This window comes from Arthrobacter sp. 179 (assembly GCF_052379645.1).
Classification (GTDB): Bacteria; Actinomycetota; Actinomycetes; order Actinomycetales; family Micrococcaceae; genus Arthrobacter_H.
The window spans coordinates 16,999-41,476 of record NZ_JBQSYU010000005.1 but is presented as its reverse complement, the minus strand read 5'-3'; the positions used below and the strand labels follow the sequence as shown (position 1 = coordinate 41,476).

General features: G+C 66.7%; 25 protein-coding genes. 9 read left to right on the top strand and 16 right to left on the bottom strand.

Features of this window, described 5'->3' with window-relative positions; all coding sequences use genetic code 11:
- Window positions 1–6: 6 nt before the first annotated feature.
- Both ACT3UE_RS04670 and ACT3UE_RS04665 read right to left on the bottom strand, forming a co-directional pair.
- Window positions 7–1,269 carry an MFS transporter gene (locus tag ACT3UE_RS04670; RefSeq protein ID WP_444561109.1) on the bottom strand — a complete coding sequence of 421 codons (1,263 nt, stop codon included), beginning with the start codon at window positions 1,267–1,269 and terminating at the stop codon, window positions 7–9.
- Window positions 1,270–1,273: 4 nt separating this feature from the next.
- A complete protein-coding gene (locus ACT3UE_RS04665; RefSeq protein WP_444561081.1) occupies window positions 1,274–2,113 on the bottom strand; it encodes an MBL fold metallo-hydrolase in 840 nt (279 codons plus the stop codon).
- Window positions 2,114–2,296: 183 nt separating this feature from the next.
- Here ACT3UE_RS04665 and ACT3UE_RS04660 point away from each other — a divergent pair, with 183 nt between their 5' ends.
- Complete coding sequence (locus ACT3UE_RS04660) at window positions 2,297–2,677, top strand: hypothetical protein (protein ID WP_443382494.1); 381 nt, start codon at window positions 2,297–2,299, stop codon at window positions 2,675–2,677.
- On the opposite strand, the gene ACT3UE_RS04655 is transcribed toward ACT3UE_RS04660, so the two are convergent.
- Window positions 2,674–3,420 carry a TetR/AcrR family transcriptional regulator gene (locus tag ACT3UE_RS04655; RefSeq protein WP_443382491.1) on the bottom strand — a complete coding sequence of 249 codons (747 nt, stop codon included), beginning with the start codon at window positions 3,418–3,420 and terminating at the stop codon, window positions 2,674–2,676. The genes ACT3UE_RS04660 and ACT3UE_RS04655 overlap by 4 nt on opposite strands.
- A gap of 131 nt (window positions 3,421–3,551) precedes the next feature.
- Between ACT3UE_RS04655 and ACT3UE_RS04650 the strand changes: the two genes are divergently transcribed.
- Window positions 3,552–4,490: an NAD-dependent epimerase/dehydratase family protein gene (locus ACT3UE_RS04650; protein ID WP_444561082.1), complete on the top strand. Its 939-nt coding sequence runs from the start codon at window positions 3,552–3,554 to the stop codon at window positions 4,488–4,490.
- 80 nt (window positions 4,491–4,570) lie between these two features.
- On the opposite strand, the gene ACT3UE_RS04645 is transcribed toward ACT3UE_RS04650, so the two are convergent.
- From ACT3UE_RS04645 to pdhA, 3 genes are read right to left on the bottom strand one after another with little or no spacing between them, the layout of a single operon-like run.
- The gene (locus ACT3UE_RS04645; protein ID WP_443382487.1) at window positions 4,571–6,004 is read right to left on the bottom strand and encodes a dihydrolipoamide acetyltransferase family protein; all 1,434 of its coding nucleotides are present in this window, start codon (window positions 6,002–6,004) and stop codon (window positions 4,571–4,573) included.
- 2 nt (window positions 6,005–6,006) lie between these two features.
- Window positions 6,007–7,122, bottom strand: coding sequence for an alpha-ketoacid dehydrogenase subunit beta (locus ACT3UE_RS04640; RefSeq protein ID WP_443382484.1), 1,116 nt, complete (start codon window positions 7,120–7,122; stop codon window positions 6,007–6,009).
- The gene (pdhA, locus tag ACT3UE_RS04635) at window positions 7,119–8,306 is read right to left on the bottom strand and encodes a pyruvate dehydrogenase (acetyl-transferring) E1 component subunit alpha (RefSeq protein WP_443382482.1); all 1,188 of its coding nucleotides are present in this window, start codon (window positions 8,304–8,306) and stop codon (window positions 7,119–7,121) included. The genes ACT3UE_RS04640 and pdhA overlap by 4 nt, the downstream gene beginning before the upstream one ends.
- 218 nt (window positions 8,307–8,524) lie before the next feature.
- On the opposite strand from pdhA, the gene ACT3UE_RS04630 reads away from it, so the two are divergent.
- Window positions 8,525–8,974 (top strand): Lrp/AsnC family transcriptional regulator, encoded by a 450-nt coding sequence (locus ACT3UE_RS04630; protein ID WP_087000797.1) that lies wholly within the window; start codon window positions 8,525–8,527, stop codon window positions 8,972–8,974.
- Window positions 8,975–9,009: 35 nt separating this feature from the next.
- Here the strand turns inward: ACT3UE_RS04630 and ACT3UE_RS04625 are convergent, their stop codons facing one another.
- The 6 genes from ACT3UE_RS04625 to paaA are packed head-to-tail and all read right to left on the bottom strand — an operon-like array spanning window position 9,010 to window position 13,668.
- Window positions 9,010–9,789 carry an enoyl-CoA hydratase/isomerase family protein gene (locus ACT3UE_RS04625; RefSeq protein WP_443382480.1) on the bottom strand — a complete coding sequence of 260 codons (780 nt, stop codon included), beginning with the start codon at window positions 9,787–9,789 and terminating at the stop codon, window positions 9,010–9,012.
- Between the two features lie 10 nt (window positions 9,790–9,799).
- Window positions 9,800–10,969 carry a 1,2-phenylacetyl-CoA epoxidase subunit PaaE gene (paaE, locus tag ACT3UE_RS04620; RefSeq protein ID WP_444561110.1) on the bottom strand — a complete coding sequence of 390 codons (1,170 nt, stop codon included), beginning with the start codon at window positions 10,967–10,969 and terminating at the stop codon, window positions 9,800–9,802.
- A 38-nt stretch (window positions 10,970–11,007) separates the two neighbouring features.
- Window positions 11,008–11,496 (bottom strand): 1,2-phenylacetyl-CoA epoxidase subunit PaaD, encoded by a 489-nt coding sequence (paaD, locus tag ACT3UE_RS04615; RefSeq protein ID WP_443382478.1) that lies wholly within the window; start codon window positions 11,494–11,496, stop codon window positions 11,008–11,010.
- Between the two features lie 10 nt (window positions 11,497–11,506).
- A complete protein-coding gene (gene paaC, locus ACT3UE_RS04610; protein WP_443382476.1) occupies window positions 11,507–12,358 on the bottom strand; it encodes a 1,2-phenylacetyl-CoA epoxidase subunit PaaC in 852 nt (283 codons plus the stop codon).
- Complete coding sequence (paaB, locus tag ACT3UE_RS04605; RefSeq protein ID WP_443382474.1) at window positions 12,355–12,678, bottom strand: 1,2-phenylacetyl-CoA epoxidase subunit PaaB; 324 nt, start codon at window positions 12,676–12,678, stop codon at window positions 12,355–12,357. The genes paaC and paaB overlap by 4 nt, the downstream gene beginning before the upstream one ends.
- Window positions 12,679–13,668, bottom strand: coding sequence for a 1,2-phenylacetyl-CoA epoxidase subunit PaaA (gene paaA, locus ACT3UE_RS04600; RefSeq protein ID WP_444566310.1), 990 nt, complete (start codon window positions 13,666–13,668; stop codon window positions 12,679–12,681).
- 138 nt (window positions 13,669–13,806) lie between these two features.
- On the opposite strand from paaA, the gene ACT3UE_RS04595 reads away from it, so the two are divergent.
- The 3 genes from ACT3UE_RS04595 to ACT3UE_RS04585 are packed head-to-tail and all read left to right on the top strand — an operon-like array spanning window position 13,807 to window position 15,703.
- On the top strand, window positions 13,807–14,226 hold the full coding sequence (locus tag ACT3UE_RS04595) for a PadR family transcriptional regulator (protein WP_443382470.1): 420 nt from the start codon (window positions 13,807–13,809) through the stop codon (window positions 14,224–14,226).
- Complete coding sequence (locus ACT3UE_RS04590) at window positions 14,223–14,936, top strand: hypothetical protein (protein ID WP_443382468.1); 714 nt, start codon at window positions 14,223–14,225, stop codon at window positions 14,934–14,936. The genes ACT3UE_RS04595 and ACT3UE_RS04590 overlap by 4 nt, the downstream gene beginning before the upstream one ends.
- A 56-nt stretch (window positions 14,937–14,992) precedes the next feature.
- Complete coding sequence (locus ACT3UE_RS04585) at window positions 14,993–15,703, top strand: hypothetical protein (protein ID WP_444566309.1); 711 nt, start codon at window positions 14,993–14,995, stop codon at window positions 15,701–15,703.
- Between the two features lie 20 nt (window positions 15,704–15,723).
- On the opposite strand, the gene ACT3UE_RS04580 is transcribed toward ACT3UE_RS04585, so the two are convergent.
- From ACT3UE_RS04580 to ACT3UE_RS04565, 4 genes are all read right to left on the bottom strand, one after another.
- Window positions 15,724–16,134 carry a hypothetical protein gene (locus ACT3UE_RS04580; RefSeq protein ID WP_443382464.1) on the bottom strand — a complete coding sequence of 137 codons (411 nt, stop codon included), beginning with the start codon at window positions 16,132–16,134 and terminating at the stop codon, window positions 15,724–15,726.
- 199 nt (window positions 16,135–16,333) lie between these two features.
- Entirely contained in the window at window positions 16,334–17,092 is a 759-nt protein-coding gene (locus ACT3UE_RS04575; protein ID WP_444566308.1) for an amino acid ABC transporter ATP-binding protein, read from the bottom strand.
- The gene (locus ACT3UE_RS04570) at window positions 17,089–18,579 is read right to left on the bottom strand and encodes an amino acid ABC transporter substrate-binding protein/permease (protein WP_443382460.1); all 1,491 of its coding nucleotides are present in this window, start codon (window positions 18,577–18,579) and stop codon (window positions 17,089–17,091) included. The genes ACT3UE_RS04575 and ACT3UE_RS04570 overlap by 4 nt, the downstream gene beginning before the upstream one ends.
- Window positions 18,580–18,732: 153 nt before the next feature.
- A complete protein-coding gene (locus tag ACT3UE_RS04565; RefSeq protein ID WP_444566307.1) occupies window positions 18,733–20,181 on the bottom strand; it encodes a serine hydrolase domain-containing protein in 1,449 nt (482 codons plus the stop codon).
- Between the two features lie 119 nt (window positions 20,182–20,300).
- Between ACT3UE_RS04565 and ACT3UE_RS04560 the strand changes: the two genes are divergently transcribed.
- The 3 genes from ACT3UE_RS04560 (at window position 20,301) to ACT3UE_RS04550 (ending at window position 24,476) form a co-directional block, all read left to right on the top strand.
- Window positions 20,301–22,472 carry a S9 family peptidase gene (locus ACT3UE_RS04560; RefSeq protein ID WP_444566306.1) on the top strand — a complete coding sequence of 724 codons (2,172 nt, stop codon included), beginning with the start codon at window positions 20,301–20,303 and terminating at the stop codon, window positions 22,470–22,472.
- Between the two features lie 157 nt (window positions 22,473–22,629).
- The gene (gene paaI, locus ACT3UE_RS04555; RefSeq protein WP_443382454.1) at window positions 22,630–23,082 is read left to right on the top strand and encodes a hydroxyphenylacetyl-CoA thioesterase PaaI; all 453 of its coding nucleotides are present in this window, start codon (window positions 22,630–22,632) and stop codon (window positions 23,080–23,082) included.
- A gap of 74 nt (window positions 23,083–23,156) precedes the next feature.
- Complete coding sequence (locus ACT3UE_RS04550; protein ID WP_443382452.1) at window positions 23,157–24,476, top strand: AMP-binding protein; 1,320 nt, start codon at window positions 23,157–23,159, stop codon at window positions 24,474–24,476.
- The last annotated feature ends 2 nt before the right edge of the window (window positions 24,477–24,478 follow it).

The following is a 24,478-nucleotide window of genomic DNA, read 5'->3' as shown; positions in this document are numbered from 1 at the left end:
GACTCCTCACGAGGCCCGCGTCCTGCGGGCATCCAGGCTTCCCGGTGGTGCCTTGCGCGGGATGAACCAGGCGAAGAGACCTCCCCCGGCGAAGGAGAGGGCCGCGATGGCGAAGACCCCGGTCCCCAGGCTGGCCATCGCCGTCACCGCCGAAAGGAGGACGGGCCCGGACAACACCCCCACATCCGAGATCAGTCGCCAGAAGCCCAGGAACTGCGGCCGGCCCACCGAGGGGGAATGATCGGCGCCCAAGGTCATCACCAGACCCGAGCCGATCCCGTTGCCCAGGCCCAACAACATGGCCACCAGCAGCAGGGTCCCCGGCCCGGTGGTGAAGGGCATCAAGGCCAGGGAAACACCCATGACCACCATGCACGGTACCGCGATCCACGTCCGTCCACGCCGGTCCATCACCACTCCTGCCGGGTAGAACACCAGCATGTCCACGGCCCCGGAGAGCCCGTAGACCAGCGAGGTGGCGGAGGCGTCCATGCCCAGGTGTTCGGCCCAGAGCGGGATGACCGCCTGGCGGGTGGCCCGCACGGCGGAGATCACCACGATGGCACTGCCGATCGTGGCATAGGTGCGCCAGTGCGCGGCCAGGATCGCCCGCAACGTCACCGTCGCGGTCCGCGGCACCGGGGCGGCACCGGTTTCGCCCCTTTCCGGGCGTCCCGACCCGGCAGGGGCCTGGAGTTCGGGGATGCCGATGCAGACCCCGGCTGCGGCCACCATGGCCACCAGCCCGGCCCAGTAGGCCCCCTGCAGACCAAGGAAGTGCATGGTGGCTGCCCCGACGAAGGGCCCGACGAACAGGCCCACGCGCAGGGTTCCGCCCAGCCCCGACATGGCCCTGGCCCGGTAGGTGACCGGCACCGCTTCGGTCAGGTAGCTCTGCCGGGAGAGGTTGAAGACGGAACCGGCCATGCCGATCATCAGCACCCCGGCAGCATAGGGGGCCAGGTGGCCCGCCCCCAGGCAGACGGCCATGCCGACGCTGGCCCACAGCGCGGCACCGATCATGGCGGTGCGCTCGCCGAGGCGGGCGATCAGCAGGGACGCCGGGATGTTGGTGATCAGGGAGCCGACCCCCATGAGCGTGATGACCAATGCTGCTTCGGCGACCGTGGAGCCGTGCCCACGGGCGCTCAAGGCGATGACGGGCAGGATGCTGCCCCGGCCCACGGCATAAAGCAGTGACGGGGCGTAGATGCGGAAGATCAGCGTGCGCAGCGGGGGTCCACCGCCGGGCTGCGAAGTCGAGGTGATGTCCCTACTCCTGTTCCGTCCCGGCGGTGTCCCTCACCCGCAGGAACAGGTGCCGGGACTGGACCGGGTCGTAGGGCAGGGACGGGACGACCCCGGCGGGGTCGGTGGAGGGGTGCTCGAGCACGGCACGGCACCGCTCTATGGCTGTTTGAAGCTCCTCACGTTGGGCCCGGACGAACCCCAGGTCCACGATCTTCCCGTGCCCCGGCACCACCACCGGGTGCCTCGGGCCCAGGGCCAGGATCCGTCCGAGCGCCTCGTCCCAGGCGCCGGGGAAGGAGTCCTCGAATTGGGGGGCGGCCCCCTCTTCGACGAGGTCCCCGGCAAAGAGCACCCGGCCGGAAGCGATGAGTAGATCCCCGTCGGTGTGGGCGGGGCCCAGGTGGAAGAGCCTGATGGACCACCCGCCGAGATCCAGGTCCACCCCGTCGGCCCCCACGGTCCGGTTCGGGGGGAGGATCCGGGTGTGTGGACCCCGAGGTGCCGCCATGTCCGGATCCACCTCCAACACCAGGTCGCGCTGTTCGGCGCCGCGCAGGGCGATCGTCGTGGCGGCCCGGTCGTGGGCCCAGATATCGGCGACCCCTTGGGCACGGAAGTAGGCATTGCCGAAGAAGTGGTCCCCGTGGGCGTGGGTATTGATCAGCACCAGCGGCAGGTCGGTCAGCGTGCGGACTGCGGCATGTAGTTCGGCCGCTTCGGCCGGCCCGGCCCCCGAATCGATGACAGCTGCCCGCCGATCACCGATCACCAGCCCGGCATTGACGGCGAACCCCTCCAGGCGCAGGACGTGGGTGCGTCCCCCTGCCCGCTGCCAGGGAGCGGCCGTCGCCTTGGCACTCATGATCCGTCCTTGTCCCGGCAACCGTGGGTGGGCCGCGGTTCTCCGAAGTCGCTGTCGATGCTCCGACTCTATTCCCCCGGCCCCCCCGGGGCCGTGGGGGCCGGTCCTGGTAGGTAGGCTCGAGGGGACCAAGGCGCCGGCGAGGAACCGCCGGAACCACCCAAAGGACCGGGGGAAGCAGCGATGAAACGCATTTCGATCAAGCTCATGATCTACGGGGTCGTGATCTTCATCATCGGTGTGGCGCTGCAGCTGTTTTCGATGAACCTCATGCAGTACCTCTTCGACACGGTGGACCCGGAAGATATGGTCACCGCCAACGCCTTGAGGGCGCTGAGCACGATCTTCAGCACCGCGGTCATCCCGCTGGGCGTCGCGTTCATTGCCGCCTCGGTGGTGGTGCGCATGCTGGAGAACCATCTGCGGCTCGACGAACGGGCAACCCCGGCCGTGCCACACGGTGCCGCCGGGGACGAGGGACCCGAGGTCCCCCACGCCGCAGCCACGCCCGCCGAGGACGACGAGGCGGTGGAGACCTTCTCCGACGACTTCTACCGCCGTTAGGCCTTCCCTCCCGGCTGGCATCGGGGGCCCAACCCCACCTGTGTCGCCAGGAGCCGGATGGTTCGTTCGAAGATCTCCCCGGGGTCACCGAAGGTCGCGGGCCCATAGTGACCAAATACTTCGAAGGTGACTGCCCCGAATAGGCCCGACCAACAGCTGAATCCCCGGGCTACGAGTTCCGCGGGCATGGAGATTCCGTAGTCCTGCCTGATCGCCTCGAGGTCCCGGCCCAACCGCTCCGGGATGGCGGGCTCCTGGTCCCCGGCGGAACCACTGACCGCCGTCGTGATCATCCCGTTGGCCCACGCCTGGTCAAGAATCGTGAAGAGGGCGACCACCACCCGGGTCCCCGCGTCGTTCGTCAGCGCTGCCGGGGCCGCGTACCCCGGGACCGGGGTTCCGAACAGCAAGGCGTAGCGGGCGGCATCGTCCAGTGCCCAGCTGCGAACGGCCCGGGCCAGCGCCGTGAATCGTTCCAGCGGGTGCGCCGGGGCCGCGGCCACTGCCTTTTCGACCTGCCCACCGAGATCCGAATACGCCTCGACGATCAGCAGGGTCAGCAGTTCGTCCCGGCTGGAAACATAGCGGTAGATGGCCGAGGAGACGATGCCCAGCTGCCGGGCCACGGCCCGTAGCGACAGCGCGGCGGGCCCCTCGGCGACCAATTGGTCCCGGGCGATGCGCATGATCTCGGCCATGGTCCGTTCCCTGGCTTGTTCACGCGGCGTCAACGTCCTGGTCATGCCCTCATCAAACGACACCTCCGGGAGCACTGTCAACTTAAGAGAGCACTGCTCTTGACCACTCTGTTTCCCGGCTGTAGCCTTGCGTTAGAGAGCACTGCTCTCATTTCCGTCCAACGAAAGAGCGTGTCATGTCCCAGCATTTCCTGGTCACCGGATCCGGCCCCGTCGGATCCACCGTTGCCCTCCAACTGGCCGATGCCGGCCACACCGTGGTGATGGCCACCCGTTCAGGTGGCGGGCCGGCCCATCGGTTGATCCGCAGGGTCCGCGTCGACGCGACTGATGCCTCCCAACTGGCCGAGGCCGCCGCGGGTGCCTCCGCGATCTTCCACTGCGTCCACGCCGCCTACCGGGCCGACGCCTGGCGCAAGGTCCTGCCGCAGGCGGATCAGGTGGCCCTGGAGGTCGCCGGCGCCCAGGGGATTCCGGTCATCTTCCCCGAGGGCCTGTATTCCTACTCCGAGCCGGGGGTCGTCATGACCGAAGACTCCCCCCGCCAGGCGACGGGAGGCAAACGCGGGATCAGGACCGGGCTCTTGGCCGCGCGCGAGGCCTCGACGACCGCGACGGTCAGCGTGGTCGCTTCGGATTTCTTCGGCCCCCTGGTGGAGAACGCCCATGCCGGAGCGCGCATGCTGGAGGCCGTGTTCTCGGGCCAACGGCTCTTCGCGTTCGGTCACCCGGGACAGCTCCACTCCTTCACCTTCGTCCCGGACCTTGCCGCGGCGATGATCCGGGCCAGCGAACGGCCCGAGCTGTGGAACCGGATCCTCCACGCCCCCACCGCGACCGCCACGACGCAACGGGCCCTGGCGGCGGCGTATGCCCGGGCGGGCGGGGTGGAACCACCCCCGGTTTCGGGACTTCCTGGATGGCTGGTGCGCCTGCTGGGCGTCGCCGCCTCCGGCCTCGGGGAAATGGCGGAGATGGCCTACCAATTCGATCGCCCGTTCATCATGGATTCCCGCGCCAGCCAGGAAGCCCTCGGGCTCGAGCCCACCGCCCTGCCGGCGGCCGCAGCGGCGACCGTGGACTGGTGGCGGAACTCCCGGCTGGCACCGGCCTGAAACCTTCCGCCTCCAGGGCTTCCGCCGATTCCCTCGGGACCTTCATCGCCGGCTGCATGGTCCCGCCGGGCCGGCCCGGCCTACAGGTCCGCGAGCACCGAGCCGGGATTCTCGATGGCGTCGGCGATATAACGCAGGAACCCTCCTGCGGTACCGCCGTCGCAGACCCGGTGGTCGAAGGTCAGGGTCAGCTCCGTGACCTTGCGAACGGCCAGTTCCCCGTCCACGACCCATGGGCGGTCGATGATGCGCCCGACGCCGAGGATCGCGACCTCGGGGTGGTTGATGATCGCCGCGGACCCGTCCACCCCGAAGACGCCGTAGTTGTTCAGCGTGAACGTGCCACGGGTGAGCTCGGCGGGCGTGCATTTGCCCTCGCGGGCGACCCCCGCCAGACGGCGGACCTCGGTGTCGATCTGTCGGGCGCTGAGGTCCTGGGCCCGGGCGATGCTGGGCACCATCAGGCCGCGATCCGTCTGGGCGGCGATGCCCAGGTTGATCCCCTCGAAGCCGATGATCTCCTGTCCGCCATCGGAGGCGTCCTGGATCCGGGTGTTCAGTTCCGGGTACCGCTCCAGACCGGCGACGGTGAAGCGGGCGATGAACGCGAGCAGCCCGGGGGTGTTCTGCGGATCCGCCGCCTTGAGCTTCGCCCGCATCCGCACCAGTTCGGTGGCATCGACATCGACCCATACCGTGGCCTCGGGGATTTCACGGCGCGAGGTGCTCATGGCTTGGGCAATGGTCTTGCGGACGCCCTTCAACGGTGTCCGTGAGCTAATGCCCAGCCCCGAACGGGAGTCGGCTCCGACCATGCCATCGACCGAAGCTGCAGCCGCAGCCGGGGAGGCTGCCGACACTGCCGGCGCCCCGTCCGACGAGGCGTCGATGGCCCCTTGGACGTCGGCACGCATGATCAGCCCGCTGCGGCCCGAGCCGGTCAGCGTGGCGATGTCGATCCCGTGGTCCCGGGCCAGTTTGCGCACCAGCGGGGAGATCACGGTCGGTGCCGCGGTGCGGGCCTGCGTCAGAGCCGCTGCCGGGGCCGCGGTGGCGGATGGCGCCTTCGCCGCGGAGGGCGTCGAGGAGCGCGGGCGGCGGGTCCGCCGGGTCGCACCGGCCCCGCCGGGGGTGCCGTAGCCGACCAGCACGTTGCCGGAGCCCTCGCCGGTTCCGGCCCGCTCCTCCTCCCGGTAGGACTGGGCCGTTTCCACGGGGGCCGCCTCGGTGGCGACCGGGGCTTCCGGTGCCGCGTCACCGCCGTCGGCACCCTCGCCGTCGTCCACGGAGAGCAGTGCCTTGCCCACATCCATGGTGTCTCCAGCGGCACCATGGAGCTGGTGCACGGTGCCGGCGAACGGGCTGGGCACCTCGACCAGGGATTTGGCGGTCTCGACTTCGGCGATCGGCTGGTCCACGACGATCGTGTCGCCTTCGGCCACGAGCCAGTTCACCAGATCCGCTTCGGTCAGCCCTTCGCCCAGATCGGGCAGCAGGAATATCTTGATGCTCATGTCTAGTCCTCCCACTGCAGCGAGTCGACGGTGTCCAGGATGCGGTCCACGCCAGGCAGGAAGAAGCCTTCCAGCTTCGGTGCCGGGAACGGGATGTCGAATCCGGTCACCCGCAATACCGGGGCGGCCAGGGAGTGGAAGCAGCGTTCCTGCACCCGGGCCGTGATCTCCGAGGCGACGGAGGCGAACCCCGGGGCTTCGGAGATGACGACGGCGCGGCCGGTCTTGCGTACGGAAGCGCAGACGGCCTCATCGTCGAAGGGCACGATGCTCCGGACGTCGATGACCTCCAGCGAACGCCCCTCCTCGGCCGCGGCCGCAGCGGCGGCCAGTGCCGTGGAAACCGACGGACCGTAGGCGATCAACGTCGCGTCGGTGCCGGCACGGGCCACGGCGGCATGGCCCTCGGTGGGGTGTTCGCCGGCGGCGGCCGCGGCCTCGTATTCGGTGCGCAGGGCGTCCAGGTCCACCGTGTCCTTGGAGAAGTAGAGCTTCTTCGGCTCCAGGAACACCACGGGGTCGTTCGAGGCAATGGCCTCGCGCATCATCCGGTAGGCGTCGGACACCGTTGAGGGGGTCATGACCTTCAACCCGGGGGTATGCGCGTAGTAGGCCTCGGAGGAGTCGCAGTGGTGTTCGACACCGCCGATGCCCCCGGCGTAGGGGATGCGCACGACCACGGGCATGTCCACGGCACCGCGGGTGCGGTTGCGCATCTTGGCCAGATGCGAGGCGATCTGTTCGAAGGCCGGGTAGGCGAAGGCGTCGAACTGCATCTCGATGACCGGGCGCATCCCGTTCATGGCCATGCCGATAGCCATGCCGGCGATGCCGGATTCGGCCAGCGGGGTGTCGAAGCAGCGTTCGACTCCGAAGCGTGCCGTCAGCCCGTCGGTGATGCGGAAGACCCCACCCAAGGTGCCAATGTCCTCGCCGAAGAGCACGACGCCGGCGTCGGCTTCCATGGCGTCGGCCAGGGCCGTGTTCAGGGCCTTGGCGAAGGTGACCGGCCGCGGGCCTGCGGCCTCGGCCCGTTCTGCGGCGCGTTCGGTGGCTCGGGCCGTGGCGGCGCTGACGTTGCCGTTGGCCTCGGATGAAGTGGTGATGTGCGGGCTCACTTGGCGTCCCCTTCCCGGGAGAGTTCGTCCGCGAGCAGTGCGCGCTGTTCGGCCAGCTGCGGGGTCTGGGTGGCGTAGACGTGATCGAACAGTTCCAGCGGATCGATCTCCGGGTCCTGGTTCAGTCCATCACGCAGGGCCTGCGCCGTGTCTTCGGCGTGGGCGGCAATGCGTTCGGTGACCGCATCGTCGAGCAGACCCTTGTTCTTCAGGTAGGTGGTCATCCGGTTCAACGGGTCCTTCGCCTGCCAGGCCGTCACTTCCTCGTCCTCCCGGTACCGGGTGGCGTCATCGGCGTTGGTATGGGCCTGCATCCGGTAGGTATGGGCTTCCACCAGGAGCGGGCCGGAGCCGGTGCGGGCCAGTTCCACGGCGCGTCCCAGCACGGCCATGAGCGCGACCAGGTCGTTGCCGTCCACGCGTTCGCCGGCCATGCCGTAGCCGACGGCCTTATGGGCCAGCGACGGGGCCACCGACTGTTGGGACAGCGGCACGGAAATGGCGTACTGGTTGTTCTGCACGAAGAAGATCACCGGCAGGTTGAACACCGCGGCGAAGTTCAGGGCCTCGTGGAAATCGCCTTCGCTGGTCGCCCCATCGCCACACATCGCCAACACGACGGTGTCCTCGCCACGCAGCTTGGCGGCATGGGCGACACCGACCCCGTGCAGCAACTGGGTGGTCAGCGGGGTGGATTGGATGCCGACCTTGTACTGGCGGGGGTCGTAGCCGCCGTGCCAGTCTCCGCGGAAGAGCACCATCGTCTCCACCGGGTCCACTCCCTTGGCCATCACGGCCACGGAGTCCCGGTAGGTGGGGAACATCCAGTCGTTCTGGCCCAGGCAGAGGGCCGCTGCCACCTGGCAGGCCTCCTGGCCATGGCTGGAGGGGTAGACGGCCATGCGGCCCTGGCGGACCAGTGCCGAGTTCTGGTCGTTGGCCCGGCGGCCGATCACCAGCTGCTCGTAGGCCTTCAGCAGCGTCTCGTCGTCGGGAAGCGGGTATTCATGGCCCGGCTCGGTCCCCTGGTCCTCGGCGGGGCGCAACGAACCGCCCTCGTCGACGATCTGGATCTGGCCGCGCGAGGGCAGCAGGTAGTCCTCCACGGAAATGCCGAAGTGGCGGCAGACGCTGTCGAGGTCGGCGGCTTCGGCGGCTTGCGACTCACCTGGCACGGCGCTCATGATGTACTCCTTCGTAGAATCCCGGCGCCCGACGGGCCGCATCAGCACGGCAGCGTCGAAAGCACTTCGTGACTCAAGTATGCGAAGCGGGAGCGGATCGTATCCAGTTAAGGACAAATGCCTAGAAAATAGGGAATAAATACTCTATTCTTGAAGACAGAACGTCACCGTGAGTGACGTTACATCGTCTTTCGTAGACATCCGTTCCGGAGGAGACCATGGACTCGATCCCCGTGAAACTCGACGACGTCGATCACCGCATCATTGCCGAGCTGACCCGTGATGGCCGGCAGTCGGTGACCACCGTGGCCCAGAACGTCCACGTCTCACGCGCCCACGCCTACTCGCGCATCAACCGGTTGCAGGACGAAGGGGTCATCACCCGGTACATGGCCGTCGTGGACCCGGTGCGGGCGGGACTGCGCTCCTCGGCCTATGTCACCTTGAAGTTGCGCCAACACTCGTGGCGTGAGCTGCGTGAACGGCTCGCGGCCCTGCCGGAGGTCCACCACATCGGACTGGTGGGCGGGAACTTCGACGTGATCCTGCTGGTCCGGGCGAAGGACAACGTGGATCTGCGCCGCGTGGTGTTCGATAACATCCAGTCGATGCCCGGGGTGCTGGACACCCAGACGTTCCTGGTCTTCGAGGACGTCGACACCCGCTAACGGGCACGGACCGGGCGGATGCCGCCCGGACCGGCTCAGCCCTTGAAGTCGGGCTTGCGCTTCTCCTGGAAGGCCTTAAAACCCTCGGCGTAGTCGGCGGTGGCGCAGAGTCCGTCCTGGGCCCGGTTCTCGTGGGCCATGGACTCCCAGAGCCCGAGCCGCTGGTCGCGCACCTCGGCCACCAGCGCCTTGGAGGCCACGAAGGCCCGGGTGGCCCCCTGGGCGACCTTGCCCACGATTCCCCGCGTGGTCTCCAGCAGGTCATCGGCGGGCATGGACCGGCTGAACAGCCCCGAGCGCACCGCTTCCACCCCCGAGATCAGCTCGGCCGTGTAGATCATGTCCAGCGTCCGGTGGGCACCGAGCCGTTCGGTGAACAGCCAGTGGCCGCCCGAATCCAGCGTGGCCCCGAGATTGGCGAAGGGCGAACCGATCTTGGCGTTCTCCGCCACGTAGACGACGTCGGTGGCGATGGCCAGGCCCAGCCCGACGCCGAGGCAGGCGCCCTGCACCGAGGCGAAGGTCGGGGCCGGGAACTCGGACATCCGGCGCAGCAACGGCTGCACCAGACCGCCCAGGTAGCCCTGGACGTCGTCCTCCGCCGGGTCGACGTCGGAGATATCGCGTCCGGCGCAGAATCCGCGTCCTTCACCGCGCAGCAGCAGGGCCCTGACCTCTCCGGAGTCCGCGGCCCGGGCGGCACGCCCGTAGACCTCGGAGAGTTCGCGTAGGGCGTCCTCGTTGAGGGAGTTCATCTTCCCGGGTGCGTTGAGCACGACTTCGGCGATGCCGTCGGAGATCTGCAGATCGATCATGCGGTGCCTCCTAGGCGTCGTAGTTCACGGACACGGCGTCCGAGGTCGGGTGGGACTGGCAGGTCAGGATGTAGCCGGCTTCGATCTCCTCGGGTTCCAGCGCATAGTTCTCTTCCATCTCCACGGTTCCGGTGACCAGCTTGGCGCGGCACGTGCCGCAGACCCCGCCGGCACAGGCGAAGGGGACATCCGGGCGGACCCGCAGGGCGGCGTTGAGGATCGTCTCGCGGGCGGAGAGCGGGGATTTCACCTGGCCCTGAAGTCCGTCCAACCGGAATTCGATGTCGTAGTTCTCACCGGAGTCATCGACTTCCACTGCCCGGCCGATCTGGCCTTCGGGACGGTTGGGCCGGCCGGTGGTGAAGAGTTCGTACCGGACCTTCTCCGGCGATACCTCTTGTTCGGTCAGGTGGTCACGGACCAGCTGGACCAGCTCGAAGGGTCCACACAGGAACCATTCGTCGATCTGGTTGGTGCGGATGACCGAGCCCAACAGCGAGGTGAGCTTCTCGGCGTCCAGGCGTCCGGACAGCAGCGGGGAGATCCGTTGTTCACGCGAGAGCACGTGGTGCAGGGCGAAGCGGGAGGGGTAGCGGTCCTTCAGATCCGCCAGTTCCTCCAGGAACATGACGTCCATGGCGGCCCGGTTGGCATAGATGAGGTCGAAATGGACGTGCTCGTTGGCGGACAGCACGGTCCGGGCGATGGCCATGACCGGGGTGATCCCCGAGCCGGCGGCGACGGCGACGAAGTTATGGCTGACGTTCGTGTCGATCGATGTCGGGTCGTTCAGCGCGGTCATCTTGTGCTTGGAGATGAAGGCACCCGAGGGGCTCATCACTTCCATCGTGTCGCCGGCACGCAGCGATTCGTTGGCCCAGGAGGAGAAGAGGCCACCCAGATCGCGTTTGATCGCCACCTTGATCTCGCCCGGCTTCGGCTCGGCACAGATGGAGTAGCTGCGCCGGACCTCGGAGACGTTGCCCTCCTCGTCGGGCAGGTCCTTGCGCAGGGCGACGTACTGACCCGGAAGGTAGTCGTACTCCCCGATCAGGTCTTCCGGGACGGCGAAGGTGACCTCGATGGCCGCGGCCGTCAGGCGGCGGACCTCGCTCACCTCGAGGGTATGGAACGCGGCCCGGCGGCGCGAGGAGGTCCCGGTCCCGGAATCCTCCGGCATATCGGTGTCGGCTGCCTCGGGCAGGGGGGTCGTTTCAGTCATGAAAGCACCTTGAAGTAGTCGAAGGGTTCCAGGCACTCCCGGCACTGGTACAGCGCCTTGCAGGAGGTGGACCCGAAGCGGGAGAGTTCCTTGGTATTGAGGCTGTGGCACAGCGGGCATTTCACGGCCAGGCCGAGGGTGACCGGACCGCGGTGACCGGTTCCGGTCGGCGGGGCGATCCCGTATTCCTCGAGCTTGAGCTTGCCGGATTCGCTCATCCAGTCGGTGGTCCATGCCGGGGAGAGCACCAGGTCGACGGTGACGTCGCCGTAGCCCTCGGCGTGGAACGCCGTCTGCAGGTCCTCGCGGATGGCGTCCATGGCCGGGCACCCCGAATAGGTCGGGGTGATGACCACCCGCACACCGCCGTCCTCGGCGAGTTGGACATCACGCAGGATGCCCAGGTCCTCGATGCTCAACACCGGGATCTCGGGATCACAAACCTGCGCGGCGATGGCCCACAGGGTCGTCGTGCTCGTGCTCATGGCTTGCTCCTTACCAGCTGGCGCCGGGGTGCTTGCGCGCCAGGACCTGCATTTCCGCCAATAAATGGCCCAGGTGTTCGGAGTGCTCGCCGTGGCGGCCGCGGCAGAGCGCGAACGGGCCGGTCGGGACCTCGAGATCGGCCGACTCGAGGACGGCGGCGAATTCGGTGTCCCATCGTTCGCGCAGGCTCGAGGGCCGCACCCCGGCGTCGCCGAGTTCGTCGTAGAGGTCCTCGTCTTCGAAGAGTTCGCCCACATAGGGCCAGAGGACCTCGAGGGCATGGCGCATCCTGCGGGCCGATTCCTCGGTGCCGATGCCCAGCCGGCGGGTCCACATGATGGCGTGGTCACGGTGGTAGTCGACCTCCTTGACCGCCTTGGCACAGATCGCCGAGATGGTCTCATCGGAGGAATCCAGCAGCTCGGTGTAGAGCAGGTGCTGGTAGATCGAGATCATCAGCTGGCGCATGATGGTGACCCCGAAGTCGCCGTTGGGCTGCTCGAACAGGTGCAGCGAGCGGAAGTCCTCCTCCTCGCGCCAGTAGGCCAGATCGTCTTCGCTCTTGCCCCAGGCCAACCCGGCATAGGACAGGAACGAGCGGGCATGGCCGAGTTGGTCCAGGGCGATATTGCCCAGGGCGATGTCCTCTTCGATTTCCGGGCCGCGCGAAATCCAGTTCGATAGGCGCTGGGCCAGCACCAGGGCGTCGTCGCCCAGACGCAGGGCATACTGGGCCACCGCTTCGCCCGGTGCCCCCTGCTGCAGCTGGATGTCTTCCGGGCGCAGGGCGTTGCCGGGGGTGATGCGGGTGGCCGAGGCGGTGGAGTCGCCGTAGCTCTCGGTGGTCTCGGTGGCGCTCACAGGTGCTTCACGCCTTCGCTCTTCTTGTAGTACGTGGCGTGCCGGTAGTCCTTGCCCTGGGGGGATTCGAAGAACTGGCCCTTGGAATCCGGGTCTGAGGCGATGATGTCCGTGGAGGCCACGACCCAGAGCGAGACGCCCTCATTGCGCCGGGTGTACAGGTCCCGGGCATTGCGCACCGCCATTTCGGAATCCGGTGCGTGCAGCGATCCGGCGTGCACATGCGACAGACCGCGGGCGGAGCGCACGAAGACCTCCCACAGGGGCCATTCGCGGGTGGCGGGGGCCCCGGCGTCGTGCTGGTTCTTTTCCTGGGCCACCTAGGCCACCTCTGCTTCCTGTTGCATCTTCTCGGCATATGCTGCGGCGGCCTCGCGGACCCAGGCCCCTTCGTGGTGGGCATCGCGGCGACGCTGCAGGCGCTGCGCGTTGCACGGTCCGGCCCCGGCGATCACTGCCTTGAACTCGGCCCAGTCCAGGTCCTTGTGGATCCATTTGCCGGTTTCCTCGTCGAAACGCAGTTCCGGATCGGGCAGGGTCAGCCCCAGCACCTTGACCTGCTCGGCGATCATGCCCACGAAGCGCTGGCGCAGATCGTCGTTGGTGAAGCGCTTGATCTTCCACTTCATCGTCTGCTGCGAGTTCGGCGAATCCCCGTCCGGAGGACCGAACATCATCAACGAGGGTCCGTAGAAGCGGTTGATGGCATCCTGCGCCATCTGCTTCTGGGCCTCGGTGCCGGCGGCCAGCTCCATGAGGATCTCGAAGCCCTGGCGCTGGTGGAAGGATTCCTCCTTGCAGACCCGCACCATGGCCCGGCCGTAGGGCCCGTAGGAGGCACGGCACAACGGAACCTGGTTCACGATGGCGGCACCGTCGACCAGCCAGCCGATGGCGCCCATATCTGCCCAGGAGCGGGCCGGGTAGTTGAAGATCGAGGAGTATTTGGCCTTGCCGGAGATCAGCTGCTCGGTGAGCACGTCCCGGGGGGTGCCCAGGGTCTCGGCGGCCGAGTAGAGGTAGAGACCGTGGCCCGCCTCGTCCTGGACCTTGGCCATGAGGATGGATTTGCGCTTCAGGCTCGGGGCGCGGGTGATCCAGTTGGCCTCGGGCTGCATGCCGATGATCTCGGAGTGGGCATGCTGGGAGATCTGCCGCGTGAGGGTCTTGCGGTACCCCTCCGGCATCCAGTCGCGGGGCTCGATGCGCGAGCCTTCGGCGATGACCGCGTCGAAGTGCTCCTGCGCCGCCTCTTCCTCCGGCGTCGGAACCGTGGACAGGGGCCCGTTCGGGTCGTTCTGTGCAGCCAAGCGGCTCACCTCACTGTGACAAGTATTCGAATTACTGACCGTTCGTTCAGGATATGGGGCAGATCACCTATTCGTCAATTGATGCGCCCGACCTCCCAAAAGATTGACACACTTACTAGTTAGACAGACAATCTACTCATGTCCATCCACCACGCGGCTGCCGACGACGGGCCCCCGGGAACCCCGTGGCCCACCGATTGGATGCGTGCCCTCTTGGGGCTATGCACCCTGCGGGCCCTGGAATCCGGGCCGTCCTACGGCTACGCGATCATCGCAGAACTGGAAGAAGCGGGACTCGGCGTGGTCAAGGGCGGGACCCTGTACCCGCTGCTCACGCGGTACGAGGGGGCCGGCTGGGTGGAGACCGAATGGCGCGCCGGAACCTCCGGCCCGGGCCGCAAGTACTTCTCCCTCACGACCGAGGGGCGGGCCGAGCTCGAACGCCACCGCCGCGGGTGGCAGCAATTCGCGGCACTGACCTGCCGCTTCCTGGCCTCCGAGCCGGACCAGACGGCAGTATCGCCGTCCACTGATCACGAAAGGCAGCCCCGGCCATGAGCTCCACGCAACCCAACGAATCCTGGATCGAAGAGTTCATCCTCGCCCTGCGCCTGCGCGAGGTCCGCGGCGATGCCATCGGCGATGCGACAGCCGTGGTCCGCGGGCATATCGCGGATTCCGGGCAGGACGCCCACGAAGCCTTCGGGGATCCAAGCTTCTACGCGAAGCAACTCGACCTGCCGCGTCAACCGAATCTTCGACCAGGCAGCCCGGTCATCATGGGGCCGGCGATCTCGCTGACGGGGCTGCTGGTCTTCGCCCAGTCCATCCCTGCCGTGTTCGCGGGGAGCCCCATGGAGGTGTCACTGCCGCAACTACTGCTCTTCGCACTTCCCTGTGCGCTCGTACTGGCCTTGCCGTATTACTTCAACCTCGGGGTGCGCCACCTCTGGGTCTTCGCGGTGGCCTTCTTCGTGGTGATCGGCGCCGGTATCGGGGCGGGCCTCTTCGACCCCGACCGAGGCTTCCCGGCCTGGCTCAACCTCCAGCCCCTGTGGTTCGCCATCGGTTCCGGGGCCGCGATGCTTGCGGCTAGCGTCTGGTCGGTCGTCGACGATCTCCGCACCCCGCAGGATCCCTTGCCGGGCCCGACGGGCCCGGCCCCTGCCCCCACGGGTATCGTCGCCCGGCTCATCGGGACGATCCCGCATTTCTTGATGCCGCTGATCGCCCTGGCCTTCCTCGTCTCGGAACTCAGAATGCCATGACTGCGTCAAGCAGCGAACTATACGTCTCGGCGTCAACCGATCACGAAAGGCGGATCATGAGCCCCACGCAGACCGACAAGTCCTGGATCAACGATTTCATTCTCGCCCTGCGCCTACGGGGGGTGCGCGGCGAGGCCATCGGCGACGCGGTGGCCGTGGTGCGCGAGCACGTCGCCGATTCCGGCCAGGCCGCCGGTGACGCTTTCGGGGACCCCCGCACCTACGCCGAAGAACTGGAGTTGCCCACGGTCCGGCGAACCGGGGCGTCCAGCGTTTCCGTCATGGCTCCGGTGGTGTCCCTGCTGGCAATCGTGGTGCTCGGCCGCGCCGCTTCCGCGGTCTTCGGCGGTTCCGCACTCGGGCTCTCACTGACGCAGCTGGGCCTGGTCCTGATCCCGATGGCCCTGATGCTTGGCTTGCCGTACTACTTCAACTTTGCCGTACGGCACCTGTGGGTCTTCGCGGTGGTCTTCGTTCTGGCCACGGGTGCCGCGGCCCTGTCAGGTTTCTTCGACCCCCACCATGGAACACCGGCCATCGTGGTCCTGAACGCGGGATGGGTGCTGGCCGTGGCCGCGGTGACCATCGCCCTCATGTCCGCCTGGCAACTCCGCCGGGCGCTGACAGATGCCGCGGATCCACTGGTGGACCCGCTGCAGCCATCGCCGGCAGCCGAACGCCACGCGAGGATCGCGGCCATGCTGCCGGCGGTGCTCATGCCGGTCATGGCGCTCGTCGTTCTGGCCATCGCCTGGGTGGCACGCTAACCGGCCGCTTCCGGCGGACCCTAGTTCGAGTCGAGGTCGTCGTCCGGGTCCGGATCCCCGTCGAGGTTCACGTCGTCCCCGGCGTCGGCTGCCAGGACCCGGTCCAGCCCTTCGTCTTCTTCCTCGTCGATCGAGGCGTTGGCCAGTCGGTCGGCCTCCGGGTCGGAGAGCTCGCCCTGGTCTTCCAGGTCTTCCACTTCTTCCTCGACGAACGGCAGCTCCTCGGCTTCGGCGTATCCGGCTTCATGCAGCGGGTCGCCCTCTTCCATCATGGCGGCATCGTCCGAGGACCCCTCGGCCGGTTGTCCTCCCCGACCATCGGTGGGCACCGGGTCCATTGGATCTCCGGTGGACTCTTCGGGGTCGGGCGCGAACTCGGATCCGGGGTCCGGTTCCATATTCGGGTCTCGTTCTGGCGTTTCGGAACTCATGAATCGCTCCTTCGCTGGTTGCCTGCAGGGCGACGAACGCCGCCTTGCCGTCCCCGGGGTGCGGTTCCGGGAACGTCCATCTTCACCGTAGGCACGGAGAGGGCCCGCGGACAAGGAGCCAGGGCCCCGGGAAACGACGACGGAGGCGAGCCGGCATCCATGCCGGCCCCCGCCGTCGGACCGGGTGGCCCTGGCCGGGTCAGAGGACCTTCGAGAGGAACTCCTTGGTGCGTTCCTGCTGCGGGTCATTGAAGAGCTGCTCGGGGGTCCCCTCTTCGCAGACGACGCCGTCGGCCATGAAGATCACCCGGTCCCCCACCTCGCGGGCGAAGCCCATCTCGTGGGTGACCAGAACCAGGGTCATCCCCGAATTGGCAAGATCCCGGATGACTTGCAGGACCTCCCCGACCATCTCCGGGTCCAGGGCACTGGTGGCCTCGTCGAAGAGCATGATCCCGGGGTTCATGGCCAACGCCCGGGCGATGGCCACACGCTGCTTCTGCCCGCCCGAAAGTGCGGCCGGCCGGGCATTGGCCTTCTCGGCCAACCCGACCCGGGTCAACAATTCCATCGCCTTCTCCCGCCCTTCGGCCTTGGACGCCTTCTTCAACTCGACGGGAGCCAGCATCACGTTCTCCGCCACGGTCATATGCGGGAAGAGGTTGAAGTGTTGGAAGACCATGCCGATATGGCGGCGGACGTCGTTGATATCGACTTTCGGGTCGGTGAGGTCGAAGCCGTCGACCACCACCGTGCCTCCAGAGATGTCCTCGAGCTTGTTCAGGCAACGCAGGAACGTGGACTTGCCCGAGCCCGAAGGGCCGATCACGCAGACGACCTCCCCCTCGGCCACCTCGGCGTCGATCCCCTGCAGGACCTCGTTGGAGCCGAACGATTTGCGCAGTCCACGCACCTCGATCATCAGCTTGCGGGCCGTTTCCGTTGTCGACGCACTCATTTGTTGAACCTCCTGTCAGCGAAGTTGGCCAGCTTCGTCAGCAGCATGACCGCGACGAAGTAGATGACGCCGACAATGAACAGCGTCTCGGTGACGCGGAAGTTCGCCGCGTAGATTTGTTGGCCCTGGTACAGCAGTTCGGCGAAGCCGATGGCCAGCAGCAGGGAGGAGTCCTTGAGCATGATGATCAGCTGGTTGATCAGCGATGGGGTCATCATCTTGAACGCCTGCGGAACAACGACCTTCTGCATGGACTTTCCGTAGCCCAGGCCCAGCGACCGGCTGGCCTCCATCTGCCCCGGATCCACCGATTGGATGCCGCCGCGGACGATTTCCGCGACATAGGCCCCCGAGTTCAGTGACAGGGTCAATACCGCGGCAACCCAGATATTGATGGGCAGGCCCGTCAGTTGGGGGATGCCGAAGTAGAACATGAAGGCCCAGAGCAGCAGCGGGGTGCCACGGAAGACGTTCACGAACGTCGTGGAGATCCCGCGGACGATGATGTTCCGTGCGATCTTCATGAATCCCGCGGCCAGGCCGATGATCATGGCGACCACGAAGGAAATCCCGGTAACGACCATGGTGTTCTTCAGACCCTTGAGCAGTGCCGGCAACGAGCTTTCCAGGAGTTCCCAGAAGCTCGTGGGCTGGGCGGCCGTGGGATCGCCGAGGTACTTATCGAGGATCTTGTCGTATTCCCCGTCGGCCTTGAGCTTGGCCAGCCCGTCGTTGAAGGCAGCCAACAGGTCGGCGTTCTTGCCCTTGTTCACGGCGAAGCCGTAGGACCCGCCGGGCACCTTGTCGGTGACGGTCTTCAGCCCGTTATTCTGCGCGATGCCGTAGGCCAGGACCGGGTAGTCATCGAACACGGCGACGGCGTTTCCGGATTTCACCAATTCGTACATGCTCGCCGACTGGTCCAGTGACTTGACCTTGAAGTCGTATTTCTTGGCAATGGACTTGGCGTAGGTCTCGCCTTCGGCACCGGTCTTCGCGGTGACGGTCTTGCCCTTGAGATCCTCGTAGCCCTTGATGTCGTCGTTGCCCTTGGCAACGGCCATCTGGACGCCGGATTCGAAGTAGGGCTCCGAGAAGTCGTAGACCTCCTTGCGCTCATCGGTGATGGACATGCCCGCAATGACGCCATCGACCTGGTTGGAGGTCAACGCCTGCAGTGCGGCGTTGAACCCGAGCGATCGGATCTCCACCTTGAAGCCCTGGTCCTCGGCCACTGCGCGGACGATGTCCATGTCGATGCCGGTCAGTTCACCGTCGGCATTGCGGAATTCGAACGGCGCGAAGGTCGTATCCGTGCCGATGACGAAGGTCTTGCCTTCGACGGCGGAATTACCGGAGCCTGATGCCGAGGTATCGGCGGCTGCTCCCGTCGCACCGAATAAAAGCGAGGCCACGGCCAGGAACGCCGCGACCACCAGCCCTGTTCGACGGCGCCCGGTCCGGGCCGCCCTGATGTGATGTCGCAAGTTCTCTACCCCGTTCGCTGGTGGTGCGGCCCGTCTTCACGGGTCTTGGACTCCCTTAGACAATAAGGCATCGTGACCCAGCTCACAGGGAGTGCTCAGCGGCGTGTGTTATTTTTTCCACCCACACCCGACGCTCGCGACGACCAGGCCGGGTCAGCCTGCTGGGTCGGCCACCCTTGACGGCAACCGGAAATCGGATTGCCGGACCAGCTTCATGCCCCCGGGGCCCCGGATGGCTGCGGCTCCGGCGGCATCGAATTCAAAGACGAAGTCCTCCCCGTACCCGCCGAAACCGTTGGGATCGCGCGTACGCAGGGTCCGGGAATCCACATATTCCAGCGGTTCGGCCAGTGCCGGATCGGGGGCGGCGCCCAGGGACAGGCAATACAGCTTGCCCCCGAGTTCGACGATGTCCTGGACACCCCACAGACCCGCGAACCGCCCGGTGAACCGGTCGAGGTGTTCTGCGGGGACGTCGGCGTACGATGCCGGGGTGTCCGCCGCAGCGAGGGTCGCCAACCCGATGAGCTGCTCGCCCCAGGTCGTGGCCGGGCCGTCGATGGCATTGGTCAGGACGCTGAGGGCGACCCCGGTTTTCGGCAACGCCCAACTGCGGCTGATATGTCCCGGGTAGCCGCCGCTATGTCCGAAGGTCTCGTGTCCGTGGACCTCCTGCAGGATCATCCCCAACCCGTAATCCCGGCCGGGCACCCCCGAGGGTTCGAATTTGCGTTGCATGCGGCGTTTGGAGTGTTCGGAGACCGGGGATCCCGCGACCGGTCGTCCCGGGCGCTGCGGCAGATGGGCCGAGAGGAATCGCACGACGTCGCCTGCGGTGGAGTAGAAACCGGTTGCAGCACTCAGCGCGCCGGTATCCACGTGGTCGATCGTGCACCGGTGCTCGAGCGTATAGGGCTCCCCCATCACGGCCAACGCCCCGTACCCGGTCGCCAGCTCGGTGGCCCCCTCGTCCAGATCCGGCCCGGTGTCGTGGAGCCCCAACGGTTCGATCAGCTTCTCCCGGACGCATCCGCGGTAGTCCTGTCCGCTGGCGGCCTCGATGACCAGACCCAGCAGACCGTAGCCGATGTTCGTGTATTTGAAATGGACATGGCGCCCGATGCCCCCACCCCCGGCAGCGGTCTCGAGCAGGACCCCGCGGCCGGGGAAGGGCCGGGACAGGACCCAGAAGTCCGAATCCGTGCCGTCACGGGTCAACCCGGAAGAATGGGAGAGCAGCTCCGCTACGGTGACCTTCCCCGTCTCCGTCCCCGCCAATTCGGGCAGGTGGTCGGCGAGCGCGTCCTCAAGGGTCAGCGAGCCCTGTTCGGCCAGCTGGAGGATAGCGGTGGCGGTGAACATCTTCGAATGCGAGGCGATGCGGAACTGGTGGGCCGCCGTCAGCCCGGTACCGGAGCCGACATCGGCATAGCCGCCGGCGACCGTACCGATGACCACCCCATCAACGGCGACGGCAACCTGGTAGCCGGGCTGCCGGTCGAAGGAGCGCAGATGCTTCAGGAAGCGGGGGGCATAGGCGAGGACGGATTCCCAGACGGCGAGGGCGGGGTTGGTTTCAGCGGTCGGTTCTTCAAGGGCCATGGACCCATCCTGCCACCAGGGATTCCGGCTGCCGTCGATCACGAGGCCCCGGAACAGTAGCCGCGCCCCCAACACGCCGCTGGCGAACAGCGCGCGGGACCCCTTCGTCATGGCGTTGAATGGGACGCATGAGCGAATCCCCCATCGAAGCGCAGCCTCCCGTTGCTGCCAAGGTCCCCGTCCAGCGCACCCACCACGGCGACACGTTCGTCGACGACTACGAATGGTTGCGCGAGAAGGAGAATCCGGAGGTGATCGCCCATCTCGAGGCCGAGAACACCTATGCGGAGGCGGTGACCGCCGGGCAGCAGGAGCTGCGTGGGAGGATCTTCGCCGAGATCAAGGAGCGCACCGAGGAGACGGACCTTTCGGTCCCCGCCCGCAAACGCGGGTGGTGGTATTTCAGCCGGACCGCAGAGGGCCAGCAGTATGCGGTGCACTGCCGCGTCGCGGCCACCGACACCGGGGACCCCGTCGCCGACTGGACTCCGCCGGTCATCGAAGCCGGGAAGCCCTTCGACGGTGAACAGGTGCTGATCGATGGCAATGCCGAGGCGGAAGGCCAGCCGTTCTTCGCACTCGGCGGCCTGGCCGTCACCGAAGACGGCAACCTGCTCGCCTACGCCGAAGACAATGCAGGCGACGAACGCTTCACCCTGCGCCTCAAGGACCTGTCCACCGGCGAGCTGCTTCCCGATGTCATCGAGAACGTCTTCTACGGCTTGGCCTTCTCCCCGGACGGCAGCCGGGTCTACTACACGGTGGTCGATGACTCCTGGCGCCCGAACCAGATCAAGGTCCACACCCTGGGCCAGGATCCCTCCCGGGACGTCGTCGTGCTCCAGGAGGATGATCCGGGCATGTGGATGGGCTTCGACCTCGCCCCCGACCAGAAGGAACTGCTGATCTCCATCGGCAACTCCGAATATGCCGAGACCCATTCGCTGGATCTGATCGACCCGTTGGCCGCGCCCCGCCTGCTGTTGGGCCGCGAGGCACGGATCCTGCATGGCATGGACCCGGTGACGGTCGACGGCGAACGCTGCTACCTCGTCACCCACAACCTCGAGGCCGTGAACAACATGGTCTCGCTGGTCGCCGCCGACGAGTTCTCCAAGCACTTGGCCGACCAGGAGTGGGCCACTGTCTTCGCCCACCGCACCGATGTGAAGATCGAAGGCACCGCGGTCACCGCCACGCATGCCATGGTCTCCGTCCGCCAGGACACCATCGAACGGATCCAGGTCCTGCCGCTGTCCGGGCTGGGCACCGAGGCCCAGGCCGCGGTGACCGAACCGGACTTCGATGAGGAGCTCTACACCTGTTCGCTGGCCGGCGCCGAATACGATGCCCCGGTCATCCGGCTGGTCTACACCAGCTTCCTGGTTCCCCCGCGGATCTACGATTACCGGTTGGACTCCGGGGAACTATCCCTGCGCAAGGAGACCCCCGTGAAGGGCGGGTACGATCCAGCGGATTACGTGGCGGAACGCGAATGGGCCACTGCCGCCGACGGGACCCGGATCCCGCTGTCAGTGCTCCGCCGTCGGGAGGTCTCCCGGGATGGTTCCAACCCGGCTCTGGTCTATGGCTACGGCAGCTATGAGATGAGCATGGACCCCGGTTTCTCGATCCCGCGGCTTTCGCTGTTGGATCGCGGCGTCGTCTTCGTCATCGCCCATGTCCGCGGCGGGGGCGAGTTGGGACGCCACTGGTACGACGACGGCAAGAAGCTGGCGAAGAAGAACTCCTTCACCGATTTCGTCACCGCCACCGAACACGTGGTTGCCACCGGGTGGGCCCACCCGCGCCGCGTCGTGGCGATGGGTGGCTCGGCCGGTGGTCTGCTCATGGGCGCCATCGCCAACCTGGCCCCGCAGTTGTACACCGCGATCGTGGCGCAGGTCCCGTTCGTCGATGCCCTGACCAGCATCCTGGATCCGGAGCTGCCGCTCTCGGCCTTGGAATGGGAGGAGTGGGGCAACCCGATCACCGACGCGGACGTCTACGCGTACATGAAGTCCTACACCCCGTACGAGAACATCGCCGCGGTGCAGTACCCGAAGATCGCCGCGGTCACGAGCCTGAACGACACCCGGGTGCTCTACGTCGAACCGGCGAAATGGGTACAGCGCCTGCGTGACATCAGCACCGGCAGCGAACCGATCGTGTTGAAGATCGAAATGGACGGTGGGCACGGCGGCGCCTCGGGTCGTTACGAGGCGTGGAAGGACCGGGCGTGGGATTACGCCTTCGCCCTCGACGCGCTCGGTGCCACCGAACGTATCTGAGCAGAACTCACCTGAGGTTTCGGGCAGGGCGGGATCCATGCGGATCCCGCCCTGCCCCGTGCGTTAACAAAGCCTCTCCCACGGTTCATGGCTTGACTTGAATCACATTTCAAGATTACCTAATGAACGTTCAGTAATTCGTGGATGGAGTCCCAGCATGACCGATACCGACGTCGATGCGGCGGCAGCGGAAACCTCCCCGCAGCACGCCGTGCTCACCAACGACCACGCCTCGGAATGGCTCGGGATCAAGGTGGTCCACGTCAGCGAGGGCGAGGCCACGATCACGATGACCCTGCGTCGTGAAATGCTCAACGGCTTCGGCATCGGCCACGGCGGAATGATCTTCGCCTTGGCTGACACGGCCTTCGCGATGGCGTGCAACCCCGCCGAGGGCTCCGCGGACACCGTCACCGTGGCCTCGGGCGTGGACATCAACTTCATGAAGCCGGGCCTCCCGGGCCGACTGCTCACCGCCGAGGCGACCCGCCGTCACCAGTCGGGGCGCAGCGGCCTGTACGACATCCAGATCCGCCAGAGCACGCCGGAGGGCGGCGAGGAGATCGTCGCCGAGTTCCGCGGTCGTTCGCGCACCGTCACCAAGCGCTAGATGCCCGCCGCCGGAACCACTCCTGCGACCTCACGCATCCTCCACCCCACCCAGCTATCACCAAAGGGCCAGCAATGACGCATACAGTCCCAGAAACCGAACTCCCCAACCCGCTCGATGCCGAAGAGACGATGAGCCGGGACCAGATCGAGTCCCTCCAGCTCACCCGGTTGCAGGAGACCGTGGCCTACGCCTATGACCGCGTCCCGCTCTATAAGGAGAAGTACGACGCCGCAGGGGTCCACCCCACGGATCTGAAGGAACTCTCCGACCTGGCCAAGTTCCCCTTCACCGACAAGGAGGACCTGCGCAAGACCTACCCGTTCGGGATGTTCGCCGTCCCGCAGCACGAGGTCGCGCGGATCCACGCCTCCTCGGGAACCACCGGGCGGGCCACCGTGGTCGGCTACACCCAGACCGATCTGGACGACTGGGCCAAGCTCGGCGCCCGCTGCCTGCGCCTCTCGGGGGTCAAACCGGGGTGGAAGGTCCATAATGCCTACGGCTACGGGTTGTTCACCGGCGGACTCGGCGCCCACGCGGCGGCCGAACGGCTGGGCACCACGGTGATCCCGATGTCCGGCGGCCAGACCGAGAAGCAGATCACGCTGATCAACGACTTCGCCCCCGAAGCCATCCTGTGCACCCCCACCTATCTGCTGACCATCGGTGACGCCATGCAGCGCAAGGGCATCGATCCGCGGTCCACCTCGCTGAAGGTCGCCGTCCTCGGCGCCGAGCCATGGACCGAGGAGATGCGCCATGAGCTCGAGGTCATGTTCGATATCGATGCCTGCGACATCTACGGCCTCTCCGAGGTCATGGGCCCGGGGATGGCCGGCGAATCAGGTGAGACCAAGGACGGCAGCCACATCTGGGAGGACCATTTCCGTCCGGAGATCATCGATGCCTTCGACCCGTCCCAGGTCCTGCGCGACGGCGAACACGGCGAGCTGGTCTTCACGTCCCTGACGAAGCAGGCGCTGCCGATCATCCGCTACCGCACCCATGACCTGACCCGCCTGTTGCCGGGCACCGCGCGTCCCGGGCACCGTCGCATGGGCCGGATCACCGGGCGCAGTGATGACATGATCATCCTGCGCGGGGTGAACCTCTTCCCCAGCCAGATCGAGGAGATCGCGTTGAAGGTCGGTGGACTCTCACCCCACTTCCAGCTCGAAATCACCCGTCCGGGCCGGATGGACGAGCTCGCCGTGAAGATCGAACGCCGGGTGGACTGCACCTCGGACCGGGCCATCGAGGCCAGCCGCGAACTGCAGAAGCTCATCAAGATCCATGTCGGCTCCAGTTGCCGCGTCGACGTGGTGGACCCCGAGTCCCTGCCACGTTCGGTCGGCAAGCTGCGGCGCATCTACGACCTGCGCAACAAGTAGGA

Coding starts and splice junctions, on each gene's coding strand:
- ACT3UE_RS04575 (WP_444566308.1), bottom strand. CDS start 17,092: ATGAGTGCGTCGACAACGGAAACGGCCCGCAAGCTGATGATCGAGGTG.
- ACT3UE_RS04595 (WP_443382470.1), top strand. CDS start 13,807: ATGTCCATCCACCACGCGGCTGCCGACGACGGGCCCCCGGGAACCCCG.
- ACT3UE_RS04655 (WP_443382491.1), bottom strand. CDS start 3,420: ATGACCAGGACGTTGACGCCGCGTGAACAAGCCAGGGAACGGACCATG.
- ACT3UE_RS04630 (WP_087000797.1), top strand. CDS start 8,525: ATGGACTCGATCCCCGTGAAACTCGACGACGTCGATCACCGCATCATT.
- ACT3UE_RS04645 (WP_443382487.1), bottom strand. CDS start 6,004: ATGAGCATCAAGATATTCCTGCTGCCCGATCTGGGCGAAGGGCTGACC.
- ACT3UE_RS04550 (WP_443382452.1), top strand. CDS start 23,157: ATGACGCATACAGTCCCAGAAACCGAACTCCCCAACCCGCTCGATGCC.
- paaI (WP_443382454.1), top strand. CDS start 22,630: ATGACCGATACCGACGTCGATGCGGCGGCAGCGGAAACCTCCCCGCAG.
- ACT3UE_RS04665 (WP_444561081.1), bottom strand. CDS start 2,113: ATGAGTGCCAAGGCGACGGCCGCTCCCTGGCAGCGGGCAGGGGGACGC.
- ACT3UE_RS04565 (WP_444566307.1), bottom strand. CDS start 20,181: ATGGCCCTTGAAGAACCGACCGCTGAAACCAACCCCGCCCTCGCCGTC.
- paaE (WP_444561110.1), bottom strand. CDS start 10,969: ATGCCGGAGGATTCCGGGACCGGGACCTCCTCGCGCCGCCGGGCCGCG.
- pdhA (WP_443382482.1), bottom strand. CDS start 8,306: ATGAGCGCCGTGCCAGGTGAGTCGCAAGCCGCCGAAGCCGCCGACCTC.
- ACT3UE_RS04590 (WP_443382468.1), top strand. CDS start 14,223: ATGAGCTCCACGCAACCCAACGAATCCTGGATCGAAGAGTTCATCCTC.
- ACT3UE_RS04625 (WP_443382480.1), bottom strand. CDS start 9,789: ATGATCGATCTGCAGATCTCCGACGGCATCGCCGAAGTCGTGCTCAAC.
- paaD (WP_443382478.1), bottom strand. CDS start 11,496: ATGAGCACGAGCACGACGACCCTGTGGGCCATCGCCGCGCAGGTTTGT.
- ACT3UE_RS04580 (WP_443382464.1), bottom strand. CDS start 16,134: ATGAGTTCCGAAACGCCAGAACGAGACCCGAATATGGAACCGGACCCC.
- ACT3UE_RS04650 (WP_444561082.1), top strand. CDS start 3,552: ATGTCCCAGCATTTCCTGGTCACCGGATCCGGCCCCGTCGGATCCACC.
- ACT3UE_RS04585 (WP_444566309.1), top strand. CDS start 14,993: ATGAGCCCCACGCAGACCGACAAGTCCTGGATCAACGATTTCATTCTC.
- ACT3UE_RS04660 (WP_443382494.1), top strand. CDS start 2,297: ATGAAACGCATTTCGATCAAGCTCATGATCTACGGGGTCGTGATCTTC.
- ACT3UE_RS04560 (WP_444566306.1), top strand. CDS start 20,301: ATGGGACGCATGAGCGAATCCCCCATCGAAGCGCAGCCTCCCGTTGCT.